A 25,883-nucleotide genomic window follows, 5' to 3' on the forward strand; every position below is an offset into this window, starting at 1 on the left:
GTGTAATTTTAAGTTTCAATACCCAGTTTTTTTAATTTTTTATATAAATAAGTGCGGTCAACTTGTAATAGTTCAGCTGCTTTAGCGATATTTCCATTGACATTATCCAGGCAGAATTTTATATACTCAAGCTCTGTTTTATCGCGCACATCACGCAGAGATTGATTTTTTTCAAACGCTGAAGTAACATCAAATTGCGGTGTGGAAAATTCAGCCGGTAAGTCCTTCAATTCAATTACCGGTGAATCGGTCATAATTACAAGACGTTCGATCAGATTTTTTAATTCACGAATATTGCCCGGCCAATTAGATGTTTTTAGTTTCTTAATTACAGCCTCACTCATACTGAGGCTTTTTTTATTGTTTTCATGGCTAAACATTTGCAGAAAATATTCAGCTAAAAACACAATATCATCCCCTCGTTCCCGTAGCGGTGGCAAATGAATCGGCACAACATGCAGACGAAAATAGAGATCTTCCCGAAAACTGCCCTCTTTTACCATCTGTTGCAGATCTTTATTAGTCGCTGCAAAAACTCGCACATCTGTTTTAATAACTTCATTTCCACCAACCCTCTCAAACTCGCCTTCTTGCAAAACGCGTAAAACTTTTGTCTGGGTTTTTAAACTCATATCACCAATTTCATCCAGAAAAAGGGAACCTCCATTGGCCTGTTGAAACTTGCCATCTCTTTGTTCTGTAGCACCCGTATAAGCACCCTTTTCTGCACCAAACAACTCTGCTTCAATCAACTCTTCCGGGATAGCTGCACAATTGATTTTGATATATGGTTTATTTTTTCGCTCACTTTTAAAATGAATTAAACTTGCAATAATTTCTTTTCCCGTTCCGCTTTCTCCGGAAATTAAAACTTTGCTATTTGTGGGTGCAATTTTATCAACAGTCTTTATTATTTCCATCATTGCCGGGCTTTTACCAATAAATTCAAAGCCCATTTTAGTTTTTTCAAGATTGGCATATTTCTCTTCCAGCGCCAAACGTTTCACAAAATTATTTAGGGTAATCAAAAGTTTTTCTTTCGATAGCGGTTTTTCCAGAAAATCATCCGCACCGTTTCGCGTTGCTTCAATAGCCATTTTAATTGAGGCATGACCGGAAATCATAATTATTATCGCTGACGGGTTTTTTAAACGGATATCTTTTATGAACTCGATGCCATCACCATCAGGCAGCATAACATCCACCAAAAAAAAGTTAGTATTATCGGTGATCTGAGTCTTTGCATCTTTCAGATTTCCAGCCTTGGAAACAGTAAAACCCTCAGCACTCAAAATCATATCAAGCGATTTTAATATATTTTTTTCATCATCGATAATTAGAATATTTTTATTCATGTTTTCCTTTTTTCGGATTGCATTAACAAGGCATTATTTTTGGGACTGTATTAACTGACTTAATACATAAATCAACACAGTTGATTTACTTCATATTTTCTAAATCCAATTTGTCACTTGGAAAATCTGATAATATTTTATTTATCTCTTTGTCTCCATATTTATACCTGAAATGAAAACTCCCAAACTGATATTCTTGCGGATCATTAGCATATCCATGTTTTACGGGATTTAAATAAATGTAGTTTAGCCTTGTATAATAAGACCGTTCGTAGGTAATACATGTATCCCAATAATTATGAAAGATCTTGTTTTCTTTTGTCAACTCAGGTTTATATTTTCTAATAAACATTGCTGTAAATTTGTGCAAATTTTTAATTACATCTGCAATAGTTATTGTCTGATTTGGGCTCGCACTTAACATAAAATGATAATGATCATCCAGTATCACCCAATCGTCAATTTGCCAATTATATTTTGTACAACCCTTTTGTAATATTTCCAGCATTTTATGTTTAACAGCATCATCTTTTAAATAAGGAAAATGCTTGTATGTAGATGCTGTTACAAAATATTTAGCTTCAGGAATAAAAAGATGTGGGGGGTTATGTTCGTATGTTTTGTAAATTCTACTCATATGCATTCTTCGTTTTATTTGGATTAAATCGACTGTGTCGATTTGTTTTTATTAACAGTGAATTATTACAAAACCAATATATTTCAATCCCTTCCTTTTTATTGGATTCCATTTACTTCCTAATGCTTAAATCAACGCAGTTGATTTATTCCAAAAATAAACTAATTTTAAAAACTGTTCCCTCACCCAAATCAGATTCTACAGAAATTTTTCCACCATGTTCTTCGATAATCTTTTTCACGATAGCCAAACCCAATCCAACACCCGATCTCTTTGTAGAAAAATAGGGCTCAAATATTTTTTTAACATTTTCAGATGAAATACCTTCACCTTGATCAGAGACAAATATCTCAACACCATTTTCTTTTTTAGCAAGTTCAATCCTGACAGGACTATTTTCACCGCTGGCTGCCAGGGCATTATCTACAAGATTTATTAGTACCCTCTTTAAATGATCATAATCAAAACTTAACTCAACCGGACCATCAGGTAAAACAGTTTCAATATTTGCCTGAAGATATAATTTTTTTATTGTGCTAATCAAAGCTGCAATATTTTGTTTTTCAGGGTTAAACTCAGGCAACCTTGCAAAATCTGAAAACTCTTTAACCAGGTTTTTTAAACTACCCACTTCATCTTCAATTATCTCACTGCATTCATCCAGCATCTTTTTATAAGCCTGGTCATCACCTTTGTATGTGTCACGCATCTGCTGCGCCATAAGTTGAATCGGTGTAAGAGGATTTTTTATTTCATGCGCCAGCCGACGGGCCAGTTGTTGCCAGGTTGCCATTTTCTCCAATTGAAGAATTTGTTGTTGGTTGGTTTGTAATTCCCCGGTCATATTATTAAAAGCATTTGCCAATCCTGAAAATTCATCTTTTCCACCGACATCAATTTTATAGTCCAGGTCACCTTGCCCAATTTTAGTCGTAGCCTCTTTTAATTCTTCAATTGGTCGTGTAATTTTTTTTGATATAAAATAAGAAATTGATAAAGCCAGTATTAACCCAATCCCATAAATCAGTAAAAACGTATATAAAAAACTGTTGCGAATATTGCCGCGTACAAGCCCAAGTGTTTTATAAATTTGATTGATTTCCTGAATTTGTGGCGCGCCTTCTTTAAAGACCATTGGTAGATTGTAACGTACCTGTAAAATTGAATTCTTTTTTATTTGAGACAAAGCGAATAAAACAGTTCTGTCTGCCGAGGGCCAGATAATATTTTGTTTATTCTCTTTTAAAAATTTTGAAATTAGACCGGGATTAACAAGTTGATTGTCTTTTTGAATGTGCTCTTTGAGGGATATTAACACGTCGATGTTTTTAAATTCACTTTTTAACTCTTTAATAATTTCATCGTGCGAAAATTCATTTTTTTGGGTTTGCTCTTCAATCTCAGAATTTAGCCTTTCTTTTTGTAAACGGTAATACTCCGCAGATAAATTTAAAGCGCCGTCCAAAGCAGACTCAACCCGATCGTTTACACCAATGCTATAACTTTTATCCAGCAATTGCATCGTAAAATAAGACAAAGGTATTGCCGGGAGAATAAGTAAAAGTGATATGAAAATAAATATTTTGCTTCTAAGGGTTTTCATTTTCTTTCAGCGATTTTATGGTGAAATGGCCGGACTTTCCTGTTGCTGTATTTTTAGGATTTTCTTTGCTGGTAAAAAGGGAAATTAGACCAGACAAATTAATTGAAAATCCGGATTCATTGTCTCCGGGAGTTGATGTTTGATTTTCATTTTCTTCATCCATCCAAAACTCCAGTTTTCTTTTTTGTGTCTCAGAAATATTCTCAGGTGAAAAATAAAGAATAATTTGAATGGAATTTTCTACCGGTAATTTTTTAAACGGGAGAAGATCAAAATTTAGAGAGTCATTTAAAAAATGATTTAATTCTTCAAATTGATCAAACTGTTTCTTTTGTTTTCTGTTTGATAAAAAGTAAATCCCTTCCCAAACATCATAACGTAATTTTACTGTTCGGTAAAATTCATATACTTTCTGGCTATTTTTTTGAACAAGATCAAACCTGAAATTAAGAGTTCGCGCCATACCGCTTGCAAGGCCATCAGTTAAATCTTTGCTCAGCAGATTTTCAAAAACGGATGCAACCATAAATCTGTTATTCTGCAGAAGTGGTTTTACAGATTTTATTTTTACTTCTTGCGCAAAACAGAATGCAGAAACAAATAGTAACGCCATTATTTTTAATAGTAATTTACGCCCGCTCAGGCTCATAATTTTCCTTCTAACTAAAATGTATGTCCGAGTGAGATTTGTAATTTACTGTCATCAAATTCCAACGGGTAAGCCATATCGAGACGAATAATTCCAATGAATGGAATACGGAATCTGAGTCCAAAGCCAGCACTGTTATTAAACGATTTTAGATCTATTTTCTGAGAAGTAAGCAGGTTGGCCCCGCTATCCACAAATATTACTCCACTTAAAAAATGTTGCGGATAATGCTTTTCTGTAATTGGGAATCGAAACTCAAGACCAGCCTGGTACAACTTCTCACCACCACCGCTTGGGCTCAAACTACGATCAGAAAAACCGCGCAAACTGTTTGGCCCTCCCAAATAAAACTTTTCCCAAAAAGGTGCTGCTTCTGAAATAGAGCCAAATTTTACCCTGCCTGCTAAAACGACATGTGCAAACAAATTATGATAAGCCCTGGCGTCTAAAATAAATCTGGAGAATTCTACTTTATTTCCGGCCGGTTTTGTTGTTTGATCAAAATTTGCTCCTAACCACCACCCATTGGATGGAAAGGAGGATTGATCTCTTTTATCGAGATTAAAAGAAATATTGAAAACTGACGCTTGCCATTTTTCACCAACGTGTTTGGCTACTTCATCCGGGAAGGCAGAAAAGTCATCATTACCTACCTTGGCAATTGAATCGGGATTAATTGTATATGAAGATATTCCAAATTTAAAATGCTTAAAAAATCCCCGACGTGGTTTGAATCCGAGATAAATACCACCTTGTGGGACCGTATGAACAACTTTTTCATTTTCTATATAATGCAAAATTTCCTGGCTATGAACGTACAGCTTAGAATGAAAATCGAGATCACTATCAAAAATATTTGGGTTGATATAATTAATATCTACGCGTGTTACGCGGTCGCCAAAGGTCAATCCCAAATCAATAAAATTTCCCATCCCAAAAATGTTATCCAGATTGAGGCTGACCGGAGTTAGAAACCAACCGTCAAGTTCGCTAAAGCCGCCCTTAAAACGAAAGTGTGGCCAATACCTTTCTTCAACTGTTATGGTCAAATTCAATAATCCTGGCGCTGAACCGGCTCGTGGTTGTAAAACAACATCACTAAAAATCTCAAGTGATTTTAATTTTTCAATACCCTCATTTATTTTTTCATCTGCTAGAGTGTCGCCAATTGCAAACGGCAGGTTTTCAAATACAACATAGTCAGAACTTTTGCTGTTGCCTTCAATTGATATATTTTCAATTATAAACTTTTTCGATGGCCGGGTGTTTTGTGTGAAAGCTGTCTGAAATAAACAGACAAATAAAAGAAGAGGGATCAATGTAGTTTTCATGGTTTAATCTAATTTATAAAATTAAGTTTTTCAAAGTGCGCTTCTGATAAAAACCTCCCAGGCTTAATACCCGGAAGGTTATATAATCGAGTTAAAGTTTTATTTAAATAGATTTATGCCTGATTTTTTCCCGCCTTGCGAAAGTTCACCTTCACCAGAATCATTAAAGTTTACATCGTATGTTTCACCCTCATAACTCAAAGTTCCCGTGCATGTCTGATCCGGTGAGAAGTAATAATCGGCTACAATTAAAGGATCATCGCCATTGTCATAAGCTGTTTCCGACTCGAACACTTCATAATGAAGATGCGAGCTGCCATCAAAATAATACTCTGCACTCAGCACAATGTAAGATCCATCAAAAGATATCCAGTTTCCATCAAGATTGGATTCATTCTCCGTTTCATTAATTGTGAGTGTACCATGCGCGCCATTGGATTTAGTAATTTCAAAAACCGATGTTGTAACTCCGGCTTCTTCAGAAACCTGCAAAGCAACTCTTTCTGAATCAACTCTGCCGGACTCAAAATAAACAGCTTCTGAAAAGTCAGCATTAAAAATTGAATCGGGTAAGGTGACCGAAACCTGGGCATTCTTGACAATTTTATCAATATAACGGCCTTCAGGAAAATCTATAGTCTCTGAATAAGAACCTTGCAAATCATCTTCAACACTATCAAATGTACCGGAAACCAATATGCCTTCACGTGTTTTTTTCTCAAAAGTACCTGTTCCATCGTTCTTAAATGTTACCTGGCGATAAGCTGTTTTACCATCACGAAAATCAAAATCTTCCCGCAATGTGCCAGACTCATCAGGCTTAATTTCAACCATTTGTTTAAGATGGCTTAGCTGCCGTCCACTTTCGTACCAGGCATCCGTTGTGGCGATAATCCCGGTAACATCGCTTTCATCCCAATCTGTTACTTCAGCATTGGTTTGAATTTTTTGGACAAAGAAACCTTCCTCAAAAGTTTGTAATTGATGCAAAGTCTTAAGTTGATCATCACCATCATAATCAAGTGTAAAATTTAGAAAAGCCGTTACATGGGAAGAATCATATTCAATATTACGCCAGGCGGCAAACTTATATTTTACCTCATAATAACGGGCGATGCTGGTTTCAGAATTGTAATACAAACCCTTGCGAACGCCAATCACCGTATTGTCTTCAAAAAATAATAGGGAATCACCATTTGTTTTTCCAAGAATTTGCATTTTCGAAACATACTGCTTCATCTCTTTATTTAAGAGGAGGGCATTTGATTTTAAGGCAGACATTTTTGAGAGTCCCTCAACACCTTCATCTTCAAGGTAGTCAGAGTTTTGAGTTAATGACTTCATTTCCGAACCTGAGACAACCGTTTTGTTTAATTGCCAGCCAACCGGAGCCTGGTCTTTTACAAACTGGGATACTTCCAGTGAATCGTCATTTGAAGTTGGGTCAACTTCGCAACCGTAGAAAATAAAACTAAAAAAGCTTGCTGCTAAAAGTAATTTAAATGTGCGCATGGGGCACCTCCTGAAATAAGTTGAACATTTGTTAATTCTGTCTGCTTTATTACAAGGGTAGTGCCAAAGATTTCAAAAACGATCCAATCGTTTGATTTTATAGGACTTAGCGCAGAAAGCGGTATTAGAAAAAAGAAGAGGGTTTGTGGTTTTTAGTCCACATTGTGGTTTTTAAGACAATAGTTTTCCGGGAAGAAAATGCGTGCTTTAATTCTGATTTAATGCCTTTGTTATAGCAGCTTCAGCCAATGGAGCCATTACTTTATATCCTGCTTTGTTTGGGTGAACGCCATCGTAAGTTAGCTCATCCTTCAAGCCATTTTGATCATTGACCATGGATTGAAAATAATCCAGATAAACGAGTCCATTTTCATATGAATAGTCTTTTATCATTTTATTTAGCTTAATTATCTTTTCAGAAGGGTTTAAACCGGGTTTCCAGGGATAATCCAATACAGGCAAAACTGAACAAAGCACAACTTTTATTTTATTTGCTGTCGCCACTTCGGCCATGGATTTAATATTATCGAAAATCATTTTATTTGTCGATGGCCCGGTATTTCCGGCAATGTCATTTGTACCGGCCAGAATAACAACTACAGCAGACTTTAGATCGACCACATCCGCTCTGAAACGAATTAACATTTGCGGCGTGGTTTGCCCGCTTATGCCACGGTTGATATATGGTTTTCCAGAAAAAAAGCTTGAGTCAAATCTTGCCCAGCTATCTGTGATTGAATTGCCCATAAAAACAACTCTGTTCTCACCATCTGTGGGATCAGCAAGTTTTTGATTTTCATTTTTAAAACGGTTTAAGTTGGCCCAATCCTGCACTTGGGAAAAGCTAGTTAAAAACCATCCTATAAAGATTAACAATATCAGCTTCATCTATAATGCCCTAATTAGAAATATTTTCAAGGTAGTTTTTTAAACGGTTTTGAATAAAATAAGTCCACCCTCCAAGACAACTATCTCCCGTGAATTCCGGGATATCTTGCGGGAAACTTTCTGTTACCGTGTGGATCAATCTTAACATCGTTCCATTTTCCTGTTCAAATAATTCAAATATTACAAATGAATCGCCTGGATACTCTTTGTATTTCCAGTTATAAACAATTTTCTTCTGTGGATCTACTTCTGTTATTTCCCATAAATGCAGAAAATCCCTCTCTCCGGTATTAACATTAAATTGCGTTTTAAAACCAACCTCGGGTTTAAAGGATTCGATATCTTCAAAAAACCATCCAATCATCTGTTCTAATTTTGTAATTGCATCCCAAACAGTTTTTAAAGAATTGTTGAAAACTTGTTCAACAATAATTGGATCGTTTAAAGTATTCATGGTTATCTCACTATTCACCAATTTCTTTTAAATGTTCAAAGGTGTAAATCCCGGCATTGTGGCCATCACTAAAAGAAAAACGAATGGCATATCGTCCGATCATTTCCCAGTTTCTAAAAAAGACATTATTTGGATTGGCTTTCAATATCTTAAATGGATTTTCCTTTGGCTTTTCTTCATCCTTGCAAGTAGCACACGGACATTGGCCACGAACCTTTTCTGCAAAAAATACGCTTTCTGATTCATCATCCCATTTAATGGCAATGGCCTGGTCACTAATTTGCTCTACTGATTTTGGTATCATTTTTTTACCACCATTTTATATTTAGTATTCAAATTTCAGATACCGTCCACTATCTCTATAATATTCGGTAAACTTGATTCGTTGCATTTTGGCTTGACAAATTTCCTGGTATCTAATCTTTGTCTATTGCATAAGGGATTCTTCTCTCCACTTCGTTCCACTCAGAATGACAGCTATGGGAGCAATTTTCATCACAAACAGGCAATCAACAATCCTTCAATCTTACAATAATCAATGAGCTCGTTCTGCCCAAACCTGGACAAGATTAACAATTGTTTCAACCGCCTTTTGCATATCCTGAATTGCAATCCATTCTTTTTTGCTGTGAAAATTATGGCCGCCCGTAAAAACATTTGGTGTTGGAAGCCCCATATAAGACAGCCGTGCTCCATCAGTACCACCACGGATAAGTCCATGTTTTGCTTCCAGCCCGCTGCGTTTAACAGCCTCCATTGCATTGTCCATTACCTCAGGATATTCATTAACTTTGTATTTCATATTTCTGTATTGCTCTTTAAACAGAATTTCAACCTTTGCAGGAGCATACTTAACATTCAATTTTTCTACAAGGGATTGTAAGTATTTTTCTTTTTCTTTAATACCATCATCTGTAAAGTCCCGAACGATAAAATCTATAGATAAATTTTCCACATTGCCGCGAATTGAATTTGGGTGAACATATCCTTCACGGCCAGCTGTAGTTTCCGGTGATAAACTGTCTTTTGGAAGCTGTTCAATCAGATCAGCAGCGATTTTTAAACCATTAATCATTTTATTTTTTGCATATCCAGGGTGAACATTGACCCCAAAAATATTTACAGTAGCTGCATCTGCACAAAAGGTTTCATCTTCAACTTCCCCGGCCGGGCCGCCATCAATTGTGTATGCAAAATCAGCTCCAAAATGCTCAACGTCAAAATGATCAACACCAGCACCAATTTCTTCATCTACAGTAAAACCAATCCGAAGCTTACCATGTTTTATTTCCGGATTTTCCTTTAAATATTGTAAAGCACCCATTATTTCTGCAACACCCGCTTTATTATCTGCCCCAAGCAGTGTCGTACCATCTGTGGTAATTATATCAAAACCAACCATGTTTTTTAAATCAGGATTATCTTTCGGGGAAATAACAACAGATGTATCCTTTGGTAATACAATATCTTTTCCATTATAGTTTTTATGAATAACGGGGTTTACATTTTCTCCTGTTACATCGGGGGCAGTATCTACATGGGCAATTAAACCAACAACCGGTACATTGTGCGCTACATTAGATGGCAATGTAGCCATGACATACCCGTCTTTTGTCAGTTCAACTTCTTCAAGATTTAAGTCTTTAAGTTCGCCAACCAGTTTTCTTGAGAGATTTAATTGTTTTTCTGTGCTGGGGTATGATGTGGATTTTGGATCCGACTGGGTATCAATTTTTACATAACTTAAAAAGCGATCTAAAAACAAGCCTGTTTCAATTTTCATATTTTCTCCGATTAAATCTAATATTAATTTTAGCCACAAATATTACTATATATTTTGAATTGAAAATACACAATTAATTCTATTAAAAAAACCCTTGATAGCTGAGGAATTCAGTTATTTTAGATCATAAACTATTGATATTAAAGATATAAGGGTGTGCTAACATAATACTTTATTGACCAGCATTTAAAATATTGTTAAAGATATTTTATTGAGGGGACGATTTAGAAGACCAGCGTTTTGACAAGGCGCAAACTTCACAGTGTTTTATTTAATTTAACATTTCTTTCTTTTCTTTCGGGATTTATTAAATCCCATATCATATCAAAATATTAACTTAAGGATAAGTATGCCTACGTCCCAAAGGGCAAAATCATTTGCGCAATTTGTAAGTGTGTTTATTATTTTTCAGTTTTTATCAGCCGCTCTTTTTGCAAATAATAAATCACTAATATTTGAAAAGCTTTCCATTGAACAGGGCCTTTCTCAAACTACGATTAATTCAATTCTGCAGGATAGCAGAGGATTTATCTGGTTTGCTACACAAGATGGGCTCAACCGTTATGATGGATATTCATTTACTATTTATAAGAAAAAATTTAATGATTCCAATTCGCTTAGTGAAAATTGGCTTACCGTTTTAAAAGAAGATAATAAAGGAAATATTTGGATTGGAACTGCTGGTGGTGGATTAAACAAGTTTGATCTTAAAACCAAGGAATTTTCAGTATTTCGTTCCAACGAAGACAGAAATAGTTTGAACAATGATCACATTAAATCCATATTTATAGATAAAAAAAATGTTTTATGGATTGGAACTGCCGGAAACGGGTTAATCCGCTTTGACCCTGAGAAAAATAATTTTTTTCAAATCCACTACAAATCAACCACTGATGAAAACATCAACATTAATGATGTAATTGATATCGCTCAGGATCAAAATGAGTTGCTTTGGTTCATGAGTTCTGATAATAATTTATTTACATACAACCAAACCAATAAAAAAACTTCATTTATAAAGTCTTTTAAACTAGATGATGATTCCAACACAAAAGCAAGCAAAATGATTGTTGATGTTTTTGGTGAAGTATGGGTCGGCACCGCCGGCAAGGGAATCGCCATTTTCAATTCTGAATCAAAAGCCACAAGGCATTTTACAACAGCAAATTCTAAACTTGTAAACAATCATATCAATTCCATAACTGAAGATTCTGAAAAAAATATATGGATTGGAACTGGTAGTGGTTTGAGTATTTACAATCAAAAAGAAAAAAGTTTTAGTAATATTGTGCACGATCCTTTGAGGACTACAAGCCTGTCAGAAAATCTTATCTTTTCAATTTATGAAGATAATGCAGGTATTATGTGGATTGGAACAAAGGGAAACGGAATAAACAAACTAAATAAGCAGAAATCTGTTTTCCAAAATTATAAATCTTTGGTAAAATCGAAGAACAGCCTGCTGGATAACTCAATCTGGAGTTTTGAGGAGGATCATAAAAGAACTATTTGGATTGGAACAAACAAAGGTTTAAATGCCTTTGATCCTTCTTCCGAAAAGTTTACTCGTTTCAGTTTTAAAAGTGAAGTACGCGCGCTTAAAGAAGATAGAAACGGGAATTTATGGATTGGTACGAATGGCAGTGGTTTAAAAAAGTTCAATTCAAACCGTACATCAATCCAACATTTCAACCATAACAGTGACTCAAACAGTCTTAGTAATAACCAAATACGGGTAATATTTGAGGATAAAGAATCGCGGTTATGGATTGGTACCTGGGATGGTTTAAATCTTTATGATAAAAACAAAAATAGGTTTATCTCATACAAACATATCGATGGAGATGGACAAAGCCTACCGGATAATCGCATCCGTTCTTTATATGAAGACACCAAGGGAAATTTTTGGGTTGGAACATACAACGGTCTTGCTTTATTAGATAGAAATACAGGAAAAAGTATAACATTTAAACCCGATGAACAAAATCCAAACAGTATTAGCCACAACCGCATTTTAAGTATTTTTGAATCTGAAAGCGATAGTACTTTGTGGATTGGTACTTTCTCCGGTCTCAATAAATACAATCCAGAGAATTCCACTTTTTCACATTATACAATAGAAAATGGCTTGCCCAACGATGTTATTTATGGAATTATTGAGGACAACTCCGGATACTTATGGCTAAGCACAAACCTTGGTCTGGCAAAATTTGACCCAATAAAAGAAGAGTTTAAAAACTTTAATATTCAAGATGGATTGCAAAGTAATGAGTTTAACGGTGGCGCCTATTTGAAAACCCTTTCCGGTGAATTGTATTTTGGCGGTATAAATGGATTTAACCGTTTCTCACCTTCGCGAATTAGAGTAAATAAGAATATCCCCAAAATACAGCTGACATCTTTTACAAAGTTTGGCAAAGCGGTAAATCTTGAAAATGCAATAGAAGAATCCAAGGAAATTCAACTCTCTTACAAAGATAATTATTTCTCTTTCGAATTTGCAGCCTTGGATTATAGCAATCCCGGTAAAAACCAATACGCCTATAAACTTGAAGGGTTTGATGAAGAGTGGATTGAGAGTGACACACGCAGATATGCAAGTTATACAAATCTTGAAGCAGGTGAATACACATTTCTTGTTAAAGGTTCTAACAATGATGGTATTTGGAATAATGAAGGTGTAGCACTTGATATTATAATTACTCCACCATATTGGTCAACCTGGTGGTTCCGCCTTACAGTTTCAGTACTACTGGCAATTTCGGTTTATACAATTTATAAGCGCAGGTCAAACAGGTTTAAGCGGCAAAAAGCAGAGTTAAAGAAAAAGGTTCGGGAAAAAACAACTGAGTTGATTTCACAAAACCTAAAACTGCAGAACGCACAAAATGAAACAAACAAAATTACAACCCAAATTTCACTTCTTTATAAAGTAAGCCAAAAAATAAGCAGTGAACTTGATTTAGATAAGCTTTTAAATGATATCGTACACAGTGCACAAAGCGAATTTAATTACTACGGTGTTATGTTGCTTATCACCAATAAAACCGGAAATCAATTAAACTTAAAATCAATTGCCGGAGGATATGAAAATGAATATCCATCGGATTTGATGGTTGAGTTTGGAAAAGGTATGATTGGCAAAGCCGCAACTACAAAAAAAATTCAACTTAGTAACAATGTAGAAGATTGTTCAGATTATATCCGCAATGAAAATGATCTAACCAAGGCCGAATTAGCAGTGCCTTTAATAAGCGGAAATAAGGTTATTGGAGTCTTGGATATTCAAAGCGGGGAATCAGAGACATTTGAAAATTCAGATATTTCTGCAATGGAAACTTTTGCTACACAAATTACAGCTGCAATTGAAAATGCACGTTTATACAGGCAGACACAGATCTCACATGATGAACTTTCCGAAGCAAAAAAAGAAACCGATAATATTCTTAATAATGTTGATCAGGGATTTTTCCTTGTAAACAAAGAATGCGAAATAGGTTCTCAGTACTCAAAATCTTTGGAAACTATCTTTAGTAAAACCCAGCTTGCGCATAATTCATTTCTGGATATTCTGGCCGGCAAAATCCCCCAGCATCTGTTTACAAATATACAGGAATACCTGGAGCTAATGTTCCGCGACGACATTGAAGAAGAAACAATCAATAACTTAAACCCACTATCTGATATCCAACTAAACTTTAGTAAAACGGATACTGTTTTAACACAATCGAAACATCTTTCATTTAAGTTCAAGCGTATCGCTGATCAATCAGACGAAACAAAGCAATTAATAGTAACTGTCCGTGATATAACCGATAGGATTGAGCTTTCTAAAAAACTGGAAAAACAAGAAGATCAAACAAAAAAGCAAATGGAATGGCTTATCAATATCCTGCATATTGCTCCGGAATTATTGCGGGAATTTATAGATGAAGCCAACACTGTTATCGATGTTGTGGAAAACCAAATCCGCCAGATCAATCCCAACGGGGATTTTAAGAAGGATCTACAAAAAATTTATAAAAACATACATTTTATTTCTGATAAATCTGAACAAATTGAGCTTCGCTATATTGCTCATCATATAACAGAATTTGAAGAAAAAATAGATGCATTCAAACAAAAAGAACAAATTAGCGGGATGGATTTTGTACCGTTGATAATAGATCTTGGAAAAATAAAAACAACTATTAAAGAGCTGGACAAGTTAATTAATAAAATTGGAAAATTTCATTCCGGCTTTTCAAAAAGTGAAAAAGAACAACCTGCGTTAGAAGTAAACTAAATAAAAAGATTAAAGAACCCAATCATAGTTCAATCAAAAGGAGAAATTCATGGAAGAACAAACAAAGAAAGTCATGGTCGTGGATGATTCATTGATTATTCAAAAAGTTATCCAGAAATATCTTGAGAGTTTGAATATAGAAATTGTAGGTACAGCCTCCGATGGAAAAGCCGCTGTTAGCCTGTTTAAAGAGAAGCAACCGGATATTGTTACATTAGATATTACTATGCCTGAAATGGATGGATTAGCTGTTTTAGAAGAATTGCTTAAAATTAACGACAAAACCAAAGTTATGGTTGTAACGGCCTTGTCTGATAAAGCAACCGGTTTAAAAGCAATTAAAACAGGTGCAAAAAGCTTTTTGGCAAAACCCTTTACGCCAGAAGGTTTGCGCGCATCCATGAAAAGATTAATCAGCGAAAATTAACAGGAGGTGTTATGAAAGAGACTGATTTGCATTTTTTCATCGACTGTACAAATAATTATTTCGATGAAATGACCAAAGAAAAAGCAGTAATCGGAATCCCTTATTTAAAAGATGAAAAACCGCTGGTATTAGAATTTACCGGGATTATCGGGATTTCCGGCAAACGAAAAGGCAGCATTTATATTACATCTTCCCGCGAGATGCTTGTTGTGCTAACAAAGGAAATTCTTAGTGTTGAAGATGTTACAACCGATGATATAAAAGATTTAATCGGTGAAATTGCAAATACTATTTCCGGGAATGTCAGGCAAGCTTATGGTAGTGATTTTATGATTTCTGTACCGGTTGTTGTTGAAGGCCAGGCCAGGGATATTAAAATGCCGGATGATATCCAATCTTTTGTTATTCCGTTAACCTGGAAAAACTATAACTCATATCTGGTTGTATGCCTTAGTTAATAATAAACAATCTCTCTTTATCTGAATATTAAACAAGATCGTATTTAACAAAGTATAAGAGTAGTTTGTTTAAAACCTTTGTCCTAAATGAGTTTAAATTGGGTGTAACTCTAAGAGAAAAATGAACCTAACTGATAAATCTTTACGCTTTAAAAAACAACCGGCTGTGATTAAAGACTTTGAAGAAATTTATGGTCAGGTAATCGAAGAACGAAAATTTACAAAAAATATCCTCTCAACAATTGACGAAGGCTTTTTTGTGCTGGATTCAAATTTTGTAATCCAAAAACGCTTATCCGATTGTCTTGACGTAATCTTTAAAGAACCTAATCTGGTAAACAGAAACTTTGTTGAATTGCTCGATGGCAAAGTTCATGACGAGGCAAAAAGAGAAACAAAAGAATTTTTAGCCTATATGTTTCAACCAGATCTAGATGAGCAAACAATCAGTGAAATGAATCCGCTGCAATCCATTGAATTTCATTATGAAGATAAAACAGGACTTTGGAGTACATCCAGCCATTTAGCATTTAAATTTAAACGGCGCTATAAAAGAAATAAAATTCATAGCCTGCTTTGTACCGTAAAAGACATCTCAGAAAATACGCATTTAAAAGAGCAGATAAAATCCGTAAAAAAAACAACAAAGACTCAGCTGGAATGGCTTGTAAATATTTTACATGTGGAACCGCCGCTGATGAAAGAATTTATGTATATCGTGGAGAGCGAGCTGAACGTTTTGGATGATATATTTAAAACCCAGCAAGGCCAGGGAAATTATAAACCCGTCATTGGGAAATTATACCGATCCACACTGCACATAAAAAGTAGCGCTTCTTTATTAAACCTTAGTTTTTTTAAGGAGAATATTTTTGAGCTGGACACAGTTATCAACCGGTTGAGAAAACAAGATGAAATTTCCGGGGGTGATTTTGTTCCGGTAATAATCCAAATAGGTGAAATAAAAGCTACCTTTAAAGAGATTAAACAACTGCTTAATCAACTGAAACACTTCAAAATTTATCTGCGTCCTAACCGAAGCTATGAAAGCGGTCTGTTGATAAAAGCAGCAAAAATGTCAATCCAAAACCTGAGTAAAGAATTCCATAAAAAAATCCAATTCGTTTATGATAAATTCGATCCAACCAATGTACCTTATCCTTTCCAACAGATAGTGCGTGAATATATTCTAACCCTAATCCGCTTTATAATTTTGCACAGTATTGAAACACCCAAAGAAAGAGTTGCTGCAAAAAAAGATCCGTTGGGAATCATCGAGATAGAGACATTCAAAAAATCACGACAATTTGGATTTAAAGTCCGCCACAACGGGAGCGAAGGCAGAATAGAAAAATTGATCCAGGATGCCAGCGATGATGAAAAACTAACTTCAAATCAAGAAATGAATTCACAATCTCCGGAACTGGGATCGGATTTAATTCGCTTTTTGTTTACGCCCGGAACGCATCCAAAAGATTTAAATGAAGCTCAGCATAGCAAGGAAATATTTAAGGACATGGAGCTGGTTAAGAAAAAACTAAAAATGCGGGGTGGTAAAATGAAAATCACTTTTACATCGGAAAAGTTCTGCGAGTATTCAATTACCCTTCCAGGAAAAAAATAGTTAGTTTAATAGAATATTCCCTTCGTCATGCCAAGCAACGGTCTGACAATCTCAGGAAAAATTGTGGTTTTAAGAATTAAAACGTCGGTTGCCAAGCTTGTCTAAGAATCGGTTACAGAGCTTGTCGAAATAACACCATCAACAATTTTCACTCTCCACATTACATGTCATATTTAATGCTGCACTATCTTCTTCAGCCATTTCATGCATTAAGTCCCGGATATGAGGATTTGCTTTTAACATTTCCAGCATTTCTATAACCTCTGATAGTTTATCAATCCGAACTATCTTTTGACGAAATTTAGAAATATGCGGTAAACCTTTTAAATACCCGCTTACATATTTTCGCATTTCCCTTACACCACGTTTTTCGCCCTTGTATTCCACGGTATGTTTATAATGTTCTTTCAGGATTTCCACACGTTCCTCAACCGAAGGCATTGGCGGGACAACTCCTGTTTTTCTATATGCTTTCGCGTCCCGAAAAATCCAGGGATTATGGATGGCTCCGCGTCCAATCATAACAGCATCCACGCCATATTTGTCCAGATAATCAATGGCCTGTTGGGGTTCAATAATATCGCCATTACCAATAATCGGCATATTTACAGCTTGTTTTGTTTTGGCAATCCAGTCCCAATCAGCTTCGCCTTTGTATTGCTGTGCGCGTGTCCTGCCATGAATGGCCAATGCTTCTATCCCAACACTTTCCATTTGCCTGGCTATATCCACAATGCTTATAGAATCCGCATCCCACCCAAGCCTGGTTTTAGCTGTAACCGGAAGTTCAACTGCACGGACAACGGCTTCACACATTTTTATCATTTTTGGAATATCCTGAAGTAATCCGGAGCCGGCACCTTTTAAAGCCACTTTTTTTACAGGGCAACCAAAATTTATATCAATAAAATCAGGGCCTTTCTCTTCGGCGATCTGTGCAGCCTCTACCATCGCTTCAATCCGGTTTCCATAAATCTGAATACCAATCGGATGTTCTTCCGGTTTAATAGTCATTTTTTTAAAAGCCTTTTCAGCATCACGGATCAATGCTTCAGAGCTTATGAACTCCGAATACATCACATCGGCACCCAGTTTTTTACAAATCATGCGAAAAGGAAAATCGCTGACATCCTCCATTGGCGCCAGGAACAGCCCTTTATCTATTTCATATTTTCCGTACTTAATTGTCATTATCTTATTTCTCTTAAAAATGCCTGAATATAAAAAAAAACTGTGTTTTATGGTAGAAGAATATAAAAAAACAAAAGTTGAAATCGCGAGTTATTTTCCTTACTTTTTGGTAAGAAATTATAAGGAAGAAAAAATGAACGCGACACTATCAAGCAAAGGGCAAATTACTATCCCAAAAAAAATCAGAAATTACCTTAAATTAAAAACAGGAGATTCCATCCAGTTTTTTATTAGTAAAAACGGTCATGTCGAACTATCAACAAAACGAATTTCCAGTAAAGCATTATATGGTTTTTTAAAATCACCATTAAAGGAACCTGTTTCCCTGGAAGAAATGGATGAGGCAATAAAAGGAGGTGCAAGTAATGGTTTACGGGATTGATACAAATATTCTGGTCCGATTCATTGTTGCCGATCACCCTCAACAATCTAAACAAGCCTATACTTTTATTACCAAAAACTGTACTAAAGAAAATCCTGGTTTTATCTCCCATATTGTACTGTGTGAATTAGTTTGGGTATTGCAAAGAAGCTACAATTTTCCAAAAAAATCAATTATAGAAACCCTAAAACTGATTTTGATTTCTGAAGAGTTTAATATTCAGTACTCACAAATAATATTTGAAGCTATTAGAGAATATGAAATCTATAGCGGAGATTTTGCAGATTACCTTATTGGCCAGATTGGAAAAATAAATAGTTCAGCAACAACAATCACTTTTGATAAAAAAGCATCACAAAGTAAGAACTTCCGATTATTGAGTTAAGTTTTAAAAATCATCTATGTGCCGGCGCCCTTTTATTCCATCCGGGATACGATGCCAGAACTCGATATCGTCTTCATCCATTTTCCAGCATAAATAAACTTCTTCACCATTTGCGCGGATAGCAGGAAAATCGACAAGGCCTTGTTCCACTCCTTTTACTTCTATTCCAAGATCATATATTTTTTTTATAAGTTGCTTTATTTTTTCAAAATCTGATGGAAATTCTCTCAATGTTCCGGGATGAAAACCCTGTTTATATTGTCCCTTATAAATATCAAAACCAATTGCTTTCAGTTTTAACGAAAGATTGCGAATGATAATTAATTTTTTGCGTAATTCCGGGATATGATGGCGGGCTTCTTCCAAAGTAAAATGTTTTTGATAATGCATGTTCTAAACAAAAATTAAATATTTGAAACGGGAATTCTTAACTTTGCCGGGATCATTTTGCCGCTCACCAAAACTTCAACAGTCAGGTCAAAATCAGCAACTGTTAAATTTTTTTTAATATATCCCAAACCGATACTACGTTTGTTTTCGGGATTATAAACATGGCTGGTCAGAACACCAATTTTGTTATTATCATAGAAAATATCAAAAGTAGGTTCGGCAAAAATCTGCTCCTGCAACTCAATAATCATCAGATATTTTTGTACTTTATCATAAGTATCAAGCCTGGCAATTACTTCCTGGCCGGTGTAACAACCTTTCGTAAAACTTACAGCTTCAATTAGCCTTGCTTCATGCGGATTATATTCTTCCGTCAGTTCAGATCCCCAATCCGGCATACCGCTTTCTACACGGATAATTTGAAAAGCATGGTCTCCAATAAGTGTTCCATTAAACTTTTCCAGTGAATCTGCTATCCATTTAAAAATACTTTCACCCGAGTTAATCGGCAGACAAAAATTATAAGCCGGAACCTTCAGATTTGTATTAATCAGGGCCGGAAATTTAATTCCATCGCGCTCCAGCCAAATTGTTTCCGGCTGATCTATAGTTTTAGTGCCGCTTAATTCGTGGATAAAAGCACCTGCTTCCGGGCCGAGCAATGTCAACCACAGAAATTTATCGCTGCAATCTTCCAGCTCTACATTTTCCAAAATAATAAAACGGTTTATCCACTCCATCAAGTGGTCATTATCAATGTAACTGGAAATTAGCAACAAGCTTTCATCATATTGTAAAACTTTGGCATAGTCAATTATACGGCCATTTGGAGAACAGAAAACCGTATCGCACATTGCGCCCATAATAAGCTGGTTCATATCATTTGTTGAAATGCGGTTTATCAAATCTGTTGCGTCTGTTCCTTTGGCAAATATTTTTCCAAGATAGCTTCTGTCAAGCAGACCGACATGGTTAATTATTGCATCCAGCTCTTTATCAACAGCAGAGTAGCTTGATGGAATAGTCCAGCCACGCACATCAACAAACTGCGCACCCAGTTTTTCATGGAATTTATGTAACGGTAGTTTTTTCATTTTTTATGCCTAAGTATAACATCTTTAAATTCCTACCAGTCAGTAGACTGATCCGCCTATCGGCGGCCTGAAAACATACAGGTTATAAATACCGACCAGTCGGTGATTGACACTTTTTATCTTCCTGATCTTGTAGAAGGATCAATTAACAGGCGCTCGATAACCTCATCTTTCAGGATTGTTTTCTCAATAATTTCATCAATATCAGATTCCTGAACATGGCCGTACCAAATAGCCTGCGGGTAAATTACCATCGCAATGCCATGTTCGCAAGCATCAAGACAACCGGCGGAATTTGCACGGTAAGTTTTATGGATTCCTTTTTCGGCCAGCTTCTGTTTCATTACTTTTTTTAATTGCGCTCCGCCCTTCCTGGCACAACATCCTTTGGGCGAATCTTCAGGTCTTTCATTTTCACAAATAAAAATATGTTTTTTCAAATTCGGCATTTTCAGAGGGCTCCAATAACAGAACTATAATTTTGATAATTAAAAAATTGCATAAATTATTCCTGTTTTATAAAACCCTAAAAATTAAGATGTCTTCGGCATCAAAATATCAAGCCACAAATGACTTTAAAAAGATGAATTAAGTATTTCTTTTGTAGAGGTAACTTAGTAACTTATGTATGTTTTTTTACTAAATTGAAATCAATAACTGAATCGGATGAGAGGGTTTAATGGCAACTCGAAAAATTTATTGGTTAATTATAGTTTTCATTTTTTTCGCGATTTCTTTTTCTTTTGGCCAAAATAATAAAAGCGAACCCAATAACAGAATCTTTTGGAATCTCATTTTTTAATAAACTTTAATTAAAGAGGATATAATGAAAATAATTTTCGGAATACTTTTAATTGCGAATATTATCTTTGCACAAGGAAATGCCTTTTTCGATTCCCTTCTTTTTGGGACAAAACCATATCAATTAACCGAAGCTGTAAAATCGGAATATATTAACCAAAGCTGGCAGCCTTATTCCCGTTATGTGTATTCATTTTATCCAGATGGTAACCTTGAAAGTGCCGTGGATTATTTCTATGAATCCTCTACTTGGGTTAAGAGTGATAAAGAAACCCGTTTTTACAATACAAACGGAAACCGCCATAAAACCCTTTATTATTTTGCAAACGGCGAAGAGTGGTTGGAATCCCGCAAAGACAGCATCATATTTAATGAGGAAAACAAGCCACTTTTAAACCTGCATTTTCAAAACAGTGAGGCAGGTTGGATTTTAGCCTATCGTGATACTTTTATATATGACCTTTCAAATAACCTTACAGAAGAAATTCTGCAATTCCCAATTGATACAACATGGTTTGACAATGTTATTACGCACCATTACTACGACAGTCTTGGTAATCCTTCGGAGAGGTTGACTGAACGTTGGGACGGAGAACAGTGGTCGAATTATTATAAAATGTCATTTCAGTTCAATGAAGGGAAATTAACAGATTATTATAGTTTTAGTTTTGATGGCCCTGAACCACAATGGCTGAATGAATATTGGAATACCCTTTTTTACGATGAAAACGGCAACCCCGATTATCTTGAATCAAAACGCTGGAATGAGACTTCCTGGGATATGGAGTCAAGAACGGCTTATAATTATGACCTGATCTCTACGATTGAAGAAAACAGTTTTTATCCTGAAACTCTCGCGCTTAAAGCATTTCCCAATCCATTTAATCCATCCTTTACTTTGCAGTTTACAAACTCAAATGTGGGATATTTTGATATTAACATTTTTAATACCAGCGGGCAGATAGTAAAAAATATTTATTCAGGTAATTTACCTTCTGGTGATCACTCTTTTAAACTGAATGGGCAAAACTGGTCTTCTGGGATTTATTTTATAAAAGTAAGGGGAGCCACAATAGACAAAACTTTGAAAGTTACATTGTTAAAATAAGGAAATATTTCCTAAACGTAAATAAGCACTATATTTTTTATTCAATATTAAAAGGGCATAGAATTTACCATGCCCTTTTTTTTCTTTACTTTCATGGGATTCTTCGTTCAAAAAACATTCACTCAGAATGACATCAGGCCTAAATCTGCATATCCGGATCATACTCTTCCAGCATTTGCTGTATTCTTTGCAAAAATTGAGCGCCCATCGCACCATCAATCAAACGATGGTCAATTGTCAGGGAGACATATAAAATTGGCCTAATAGCGATGGCATCGTTTATAACGACAGGTCTTTTCTTTATTGCGCCAACACCCAAAATGGCCACCTGCGGCTGATTGATAATCGGGAAGCCAATGGTTGTGCCATAAACCCCAAAGTTGGAAATAGAAAATGTTCCGCCGGAAAGTTCATCCGGTTTGAGTTTTTTGGTACGGGCACGCAAAGCCAAATCGTTAACTGCGCGCGCCAATCCGGTAATGTTGCGTTCATCGGCGCCAAAAATATTGGGCACCAGCAAACCATTTTCCACGGCCACAGCAACACCCAGATTTACAAAATGTTTTACCAGAATATTTTCACCATCAATGGAAGCATTCAGCATTGGAAATTCTTTCAGCGCTTTGATTGTTGCCTCTGCGATAAAAGGCATATAAGTCAGGCTAAATCCTTCTTTGGCTTTAAAAGCTTTTTTATGGCGATCGCGGATTTTGGAAATATTATTCATGTCCACTTCGGTATAAATGCTTACATGCGCAGAAGTTTGTTTGGACTCGACCATGTGTTTGGCGATTGATTTGCGCACATGATCCATCTTAATAATTTCAATTCCATCGCTTCCAATAAACTCAGTTGATTGCCCACTTTGAGATGCCGGACCAGATTCAATAAATTTTGTTATGTCTTTTTTTGTAACCCGCCCATTCAATCCTGTTCCGGGAATTGTTTCCAAATCAGCAAAAGAAATACCATTTTCATTGGCAATGTTCATAACCACCGGTGAATAAAATCGCATACCGCTTGGTTTAATGATTTTTGATGTAGCGACAGGTTCTACAGTTTTAGCTACAACAGGTTGCTCAATATCGGATGGGCTTTCTTGTTTTTCTTCTTTGATTGGCACCTCGGAGGCAACATCACTTTCGGTTTCGATTATTGCGATTGGCAGGCCAACATCAATCGTGTCACCTTCCTGGGCAATTAATTTGGTAATTTTCCCTGGAACCGGTGTAGGGATTTCTGAATCCACTTTATCAGTGCTTATCTCCAGGATAATTTCATCTTTATCAACTGTATCGCCAACACCTTTTATCCATTTAAGAATGGTGCCGTCCATTATCGATTCGCCCATTTTGGGCATTAACATTTCAAATTGCATTTTCTTCCTTTTAATAATTTAATCTTAAAGTGTCATGCTGAGGAACGAAGCATCCACTGCGGTTGTGAGACTCTTCGCTACACTCTGTTTCGCTCTGAGTGACAATAAAATATTAATACTTAATACTCTGCCAGTTCTTTCAATGCTTCTAAAATCCAGCTTGTTTGAGGCAAACAAATCTCCTCCATTTTTGCATTAAATGGAACCGGAGTATCTTCCCCTCCCAATCGTTTAACAGGTGCATCTAAATGTTCAAAAGCAAACTCGGCAATATGTGCCGCAACCTCACCACCAAATCCATGAAAACGGTTATCTTCGTGGGCAACTAAAACCTTGCTTGTTTTTTTAACAGAAGCTAAAATCGTTTCTGTGTCCAGTGGATTAATTGTACGAATATCGACTATCTCAATACTAATGCCCTGTTTTGCCATTTCCCGTGCTGCTTCAAGTGATTTCTGAACCAAGGCTCCCCAGGTAATTACAGTGATATCTTCGCCTTCCTGAACAACTCGTGCTTTGCCAAAAGGCAAAAGGTAATCTGCATCCGGTTCAGGGCTTGCTGCATAAGCCTGGCGGTACAATCCTTTATGCTCTAAAAATAAAACAGGATCATTTCCACGAATAGCCGTTTTTAGCAATCCTTTTGCATCCGCTGCATTTGATGGATAGGCAATTTTAATACCCGGAAGATGTGCAAAAAAGGCTTCAATATTTTGTGAATGACAAAGCGCCCCATGAATATATCCACCAACAGGAACACGAATAACCATCGGGGAACTCCAATTTCCATTGGAACGCCAGCGCATGGTTGCCAGCTCATTTCGAATCTGCATCATCGAAGTCCAGATATAATCACCAAACTGAATTTCCACAACCGGTTTTAAACCCCGGGTAGCAAGACCAATCCCAACACCAACAATGCTAGATTCGGCCAAAGGCGCATTAAAACAGCGTTCTGCACCAAATTGAGATGAAACACCCTGGGTTGCTGTAAAAACACCGCCCTTACCATCGGCTACATCCTGGCCAAATACATACATCTTTTCATTTAACGCCATCTCTTCTTTCAAAGCATGATTAACAGCATCTACCAAAACGACCCTGTCACCAGACGGTTCAGTTTTTTCATACTCAAGGTTGTCATCATTTTTTTCCGTAAGCAAATGGCTGTAAAGAGAATCGTCCTCAGGATGAGGCTGAGCATCTGCTTCTTCAGCCGCCTGGTCAACTTCTTGCTTATATTGTTTTTTAAGTTTTTCTAAATCTTCAAGAGATACGATTTTATTTTTTACCAGCTCAGCTTCAAACCCAATAATAGGATCTTTTTTCTTATCAGCTTCCAACTCTTCGGCTGTACGGTATTTTTTTTGGGAATCGGATGAGGAATGCGGCATAAGGCGGACAGTATCTGCCTCAATTAAAACAGGTCCTTTCCCGGAGCGGGTGTAAGCAACTGCCTTTTTCATTATTTCATAAGAAGCAAAAAAGTCTGTTCCATCAACCCTGTGAGTGTCTAACCCTGGGTAACCGGAACCGATTTGTGAAATTGATCCGCCCGTTGTTTGTTGGGAGACGTGGGTTGAAATAGCATATTTATTGTTTTGGATTACAAAAATTACCGGCAATTTATCGCGCGACGCCCAGTTAAGTGCTTCATGAAAATCCCCTTGACTTGTTGTTCCTTCACCGGATGAGACATAAACAATTTCGTCACTGCCCAATTTTTTTGAGGCCATAGCACAGCCTACTGCCTGCAAATATTGTGTCCCTGTAGAACTGGATTGAGAAACTATATTATGCCCTGCATGGCCATAATGGTTGGACATTTGCCTTCCGCCGGAACTGGGATCATCAGCACGGGCAAGGAAAAGAAGCATGTTTTCATAAGGGCTCATTCCAAATTGCAAAGTAAAAGTTAAATCACGATAATATGGATAAGAATAATCATAACCCGGTTTCATGGCAAAAGCTGCCGCAGTTTGTATTGCTTCGTGGCCAGACGCACCAATATGGAAAAAACTTTTACCCTGTTTTAGCATGATCATCATCTTATCATCCAGAAAGCGCGAGATAACCATATTTTTGTGAAGTTTTAATAATGTATCTTTATTTAATCCTGCAAGTTTTTTTTGTGCAGCCATACTTTAC

The 25,883-nt window shown here is 36.2% G+C and carries 23 protein-coding genes; 7 read left to right on the top strand and 16 right to left on the bottom strand.

What is annotated here, in order from left to right:
- Positions 1 to 8 precede the first annotated feature (8 nt).
- The 10 genes from HND50_11935 to pepT all read right to left on the bottom strand — a co-directional run bounded on the left by HND50_11935 (position 9) and on the right by pepT (position 10,212).
- Entirely contained in the window at positions 9 to 1,355 is a 1,347-nt protein-coding gene (locus HND50_11935) for a sigma-54-dependent Fis family transcriptional regulator (GenBank protein ID NOG45940.1), read from the bottom strand.
- Positions 1,356 to 1,440: 85 nt separating this feature from the next.
- Complete coding sequence (locus HND50_11940; GenBank protein NOG45941.1) at positions 1,441 to 1,992, bottom strand: hypothetical protein; 552 nt, start codon at positions 1,990 to 1,992, stop codon at positions 1,441 to 1,443.
- Positions 1,993 to 2,137: 145 nt separating this feature from the next.
- Positions 2,138 to 3,595, bottom strand: coding sequence for a HAMP domain-containing protein (locus HND50_11945; GenBank protein ID NOG45942.1), 1,458 nt, complete (start codon positions 3,593 to 3,595; stop codon positions 2,138 to 2,140).
- Positions 3,582 to 4,244, bottom strand: a complete 663-nt coding sequence (locus HND50_11950) for a hypothetical protein (GenBank protein NOG45943.1) — start codon at positions 4,242 to 4,244, stop codon at positions 3,582 to 3,584. The genes HND50_11945 and HND50_11950 overlap by 14 nt, the downstream gene beginning before the upstream one ends.
- A 14-nt stretch (positions 4,245 to 4,258) precedes the next feature.
- Positions 4,259 to 5,575 (bottom strand): BamA/TamA family outer membrane protein, encoded by a 1,317-nt coding sequence (locus HND50_11955; GenBank protein ID NOG45944.1) that lies wholly within the window; start codon positions 5,573 to 5,575, stop codon positions 4,259 to 4,261.
- Between the two features lie 99 nt (positions 5,576 to 5,674).
- Positions 5,675 to 7,087: a hypothetical protein gene (locus tag HND50_11960; protein NOG45945.1), complete on the bottom strand. Its 1,413-nt coding sequence runs from the start codon at positions 7,085 to 7,087 to the stop codon at positions 5,675 to 5,677.
- 207 nt (positions 7,088 to 7,294) lie between these two features.
- The gene (locus HND50_11965) at positions 7,295 to 7,975 is read right to left on the bottom strand and encodes an acylhydrolase (GenBank protein NOG45946.1); all 681 of its coding nucleotides are present in this window, start codon (positions 7,973 to 7,975) and stop codon (positions 7,295 to 7,297) included.
- Positions 7,976 to 7,985: 10 nt separating this feature from the next.
- Entirely contained in the window at positions 7,986 to 8,429 is a 444-nt protein-coding gene (locus HND50_11970) for an SRPBCC domain-containing protein (GenBank protein NOG45947.1), read from the bottom strand.
- A 10-nt stretch (positions 8,430 to 8,439) separates the two neighbouring features.
- Positions 8,440 to 8,733 (bottom strand): DUF971 domain-containing protein, encoded by a 294-nt coding sequence (locus tag HND50_11975; protein NOG45948.1) that lies wholly within the window; start codon positions 8,731 to 8,733, stop codon positions 8,440 to 8,442.
- Between the two features lie 231 nt (positions 8,734 to 8,964).
- Positions 8,965 to 10,212 carry a peptidase T gene (pepT, locus tag HND50_11980; GenBank protein NOG45949.1) on the bottom strand — a complete coding sequence of 416 codons (1,248 nt, stop codon included), beginning with the start codon at positions 10,210 to 10,212 and terminating at the stop codon, positions 8,965 to 8,967.
- Between the two features lie 349 nt (positions 10,213 to 10,561).
- Here pepT and HND50_11985 point away from each other — a divergent pair, with 349 nt between their 5' ends.
- From HND50_11985 to HND50_12000, 4 genes are all read left to right on the top strand, one after another.
- On the top strand, positions 10,562 to 14,497 hold the full coding sequence (locus HND50_11985) for a GAF domain-containing protein (protein NOG45950.1): 3,936 nt from the start codon (positions 10,562 to 10,564) through the stop codon (positions 14,495 to 14,497).
- Positions 14,498 to 14,570: 73 nt separating this feature from the next.
- A complete protein-coding gene (locus HND50_11990) occupies positions 14,571 to 14,924 on the top strand; it encodes a response regulator (GenBank protein ID NOG45951.1) in 354 nt (117 codons plus the stop codon).
- Positions 14,925 to 14,935: 11 nt separating this feature from the next.
- Complete coding sequence (locus tag HND50_11995) at positions 14,936 to 15,382, top strand: chemotaxis protein CheX (GenBank protein ID NOG45952.1); 447 nt, start codon at positions 14,936 to 14,938, stop codon at positions 15,380 to 15,382.
- 121 nt (positions 15,383 to 15,503) lie between these two features.
- Positions 15,504 to 17,006: a hypothetical protein gene (locus tag HND50_12000; protein ID NOG45953.1), complete on the top strand. Its 1,503-nt coding sequence runs from the start codon at positions 15,504 to 15,506 to the stop codon at positions 17,004 to 17,006.
- Positions 17,007 to 17,144: 138 nt separating this feature from the next.
- On the opposite strand, the gene dusB is transcribed toward HND50_12000, so the two are convergent.
- Entirely contained in the window at positions 17,145 to 18,197 is a 1,053-nt protein-coding gene (gene dusB / locus HND50_12005) for a tRNA dihydrouridine synthase DusB (GenBank protein ID NOG45954.1), read from the bottom strand.
- 133 nt (positions 18,198 to 18,330) lie between these two features.
- Here dusB and HND50_12010 point away from each other — a divergent pair, with 133 nt between their 5' ends.
- Both HND50_12010 and HND50_12015 read left to right on the top strand, forming a co-directional pair.
- Positions 18,331 to 18,579 (top strand): AbrB family transcriptional regulator, encoded by a 249-nt coding sequence (locus tag HND50_12010; protein ID NOG45955.1) that lies wholly within the window; start codon positions 18,331 to 18,333, stop codon positions 18,577 to 18,579.
- Positions 18,563 to 18,964, top strand: a complete 402-nt coding sequence (locus HND50_12015) for a type II toxin-antitoxin system VapC family toxin (GenBank protein ID NOG45956.1) — start codon at positions 18,563 to 18,565, stop codon at positions 18,962 to 18,964. Before HND50_12010 ends, HND50_12015 begins: the two co-directional genes overlap by 17 nt.
- Before the next feature lie 3 nt (positions 18,965 to 18,967).
- Here the strand turns inward: HND50_12015 and HND50_12020 are convergent, their stop codons facing one another.
- From HND50_12020 to HND50_12030, 3 genes are all read right to left on the bottom strand, one after another.
- A complete protein-coding gene (locus HND50_12020; protein ID NOG45957.1) occupies positions 18,968 to 19,354 on the bottom strand; it encodes a DUF2203 domain-containing protein in 387 nt (128 codons plus the stop codon).
- A gap of 14 nt (positions 19,355 to 19,368) precedes the next feature.
- Positions 19,369 to 20,448, bottom strand: coding sequence for an aminomethyl transferase family protein (locus tag HND50_12025; GenBank protein ID NOG45958.1), 1,080 nt, complete (start codon positions 20,446 to 20,448; stop codon positions 19,369 to 19,371).
- Positions 20,449 to 20,564: 116 nt separating this feature from the next.
- On the bottom strand, positions 20,565 to 20,897 hold the full coding sequence (locus HND50_12030; protein ID NOG45959.1) for a (2Fe-2S) ferredoxin domain-containing protein: 333 nt from the start codon (positions 20,895 to 20,897) through the stop codon (positions 20,565 to 20,567).
- Positions 20,898 to 21,274: 377 nt separating this feature from the next.
- Between HND50_12030 and HND50_12035 the strand changes: the two genes are divergently transcribed.
- Positions 21,275 to 22,357, top strand: coding sequence for a T9SS type A sorting domain-containing protein (locus HND50_12035; protein NOG45960.1), 1,083 nt, complete (start codon positions 21,275 to 21,277; stop codon positions 22,355 to 22,357).
- Between the two features lie 139 nt (positions 22,358 to 22,496).
- Here HND50_12035 and HND50_12040 read toward each other — a convergent pair whose 3' ends face one another.
- The gene (locus HND50_12040) at positions 22,497 to 23,735 is read right to left on the bottom strand and encodes a 2-oxo acid dehydrogenase subunit E2 (GenBank protein NOG45961.1); all 1,239 of its coding nucleotides are present in this window, start codon (positions 23,733 to 23,735) and stop codon (positions 22,497 to 22,499) included.
- A 119-nt stretch (positions 23,736 to 23,854) separates the two neighbouring features.
- Complete coding sequence (locus HND50_12045) at positions 23,855 to 25,813, bottom strand: tungsten formylmethanofuran dehydrogenase (protein ID NOG45962.1); 1,959 nt, start codon at positions 25,811 to 25,813, stop codon at positions 23,855 to 23,857.
- Positions 25,814 to 25,883: the final 70 nt, after the last annotated feature.

Source organism: Calditrichota bacterium, assembly GCA_013112635.1.
Classification (GTDB): Bacteria; Calditrichota; Calditrichia; order Calditrichales; family J004; genus JABFGF01.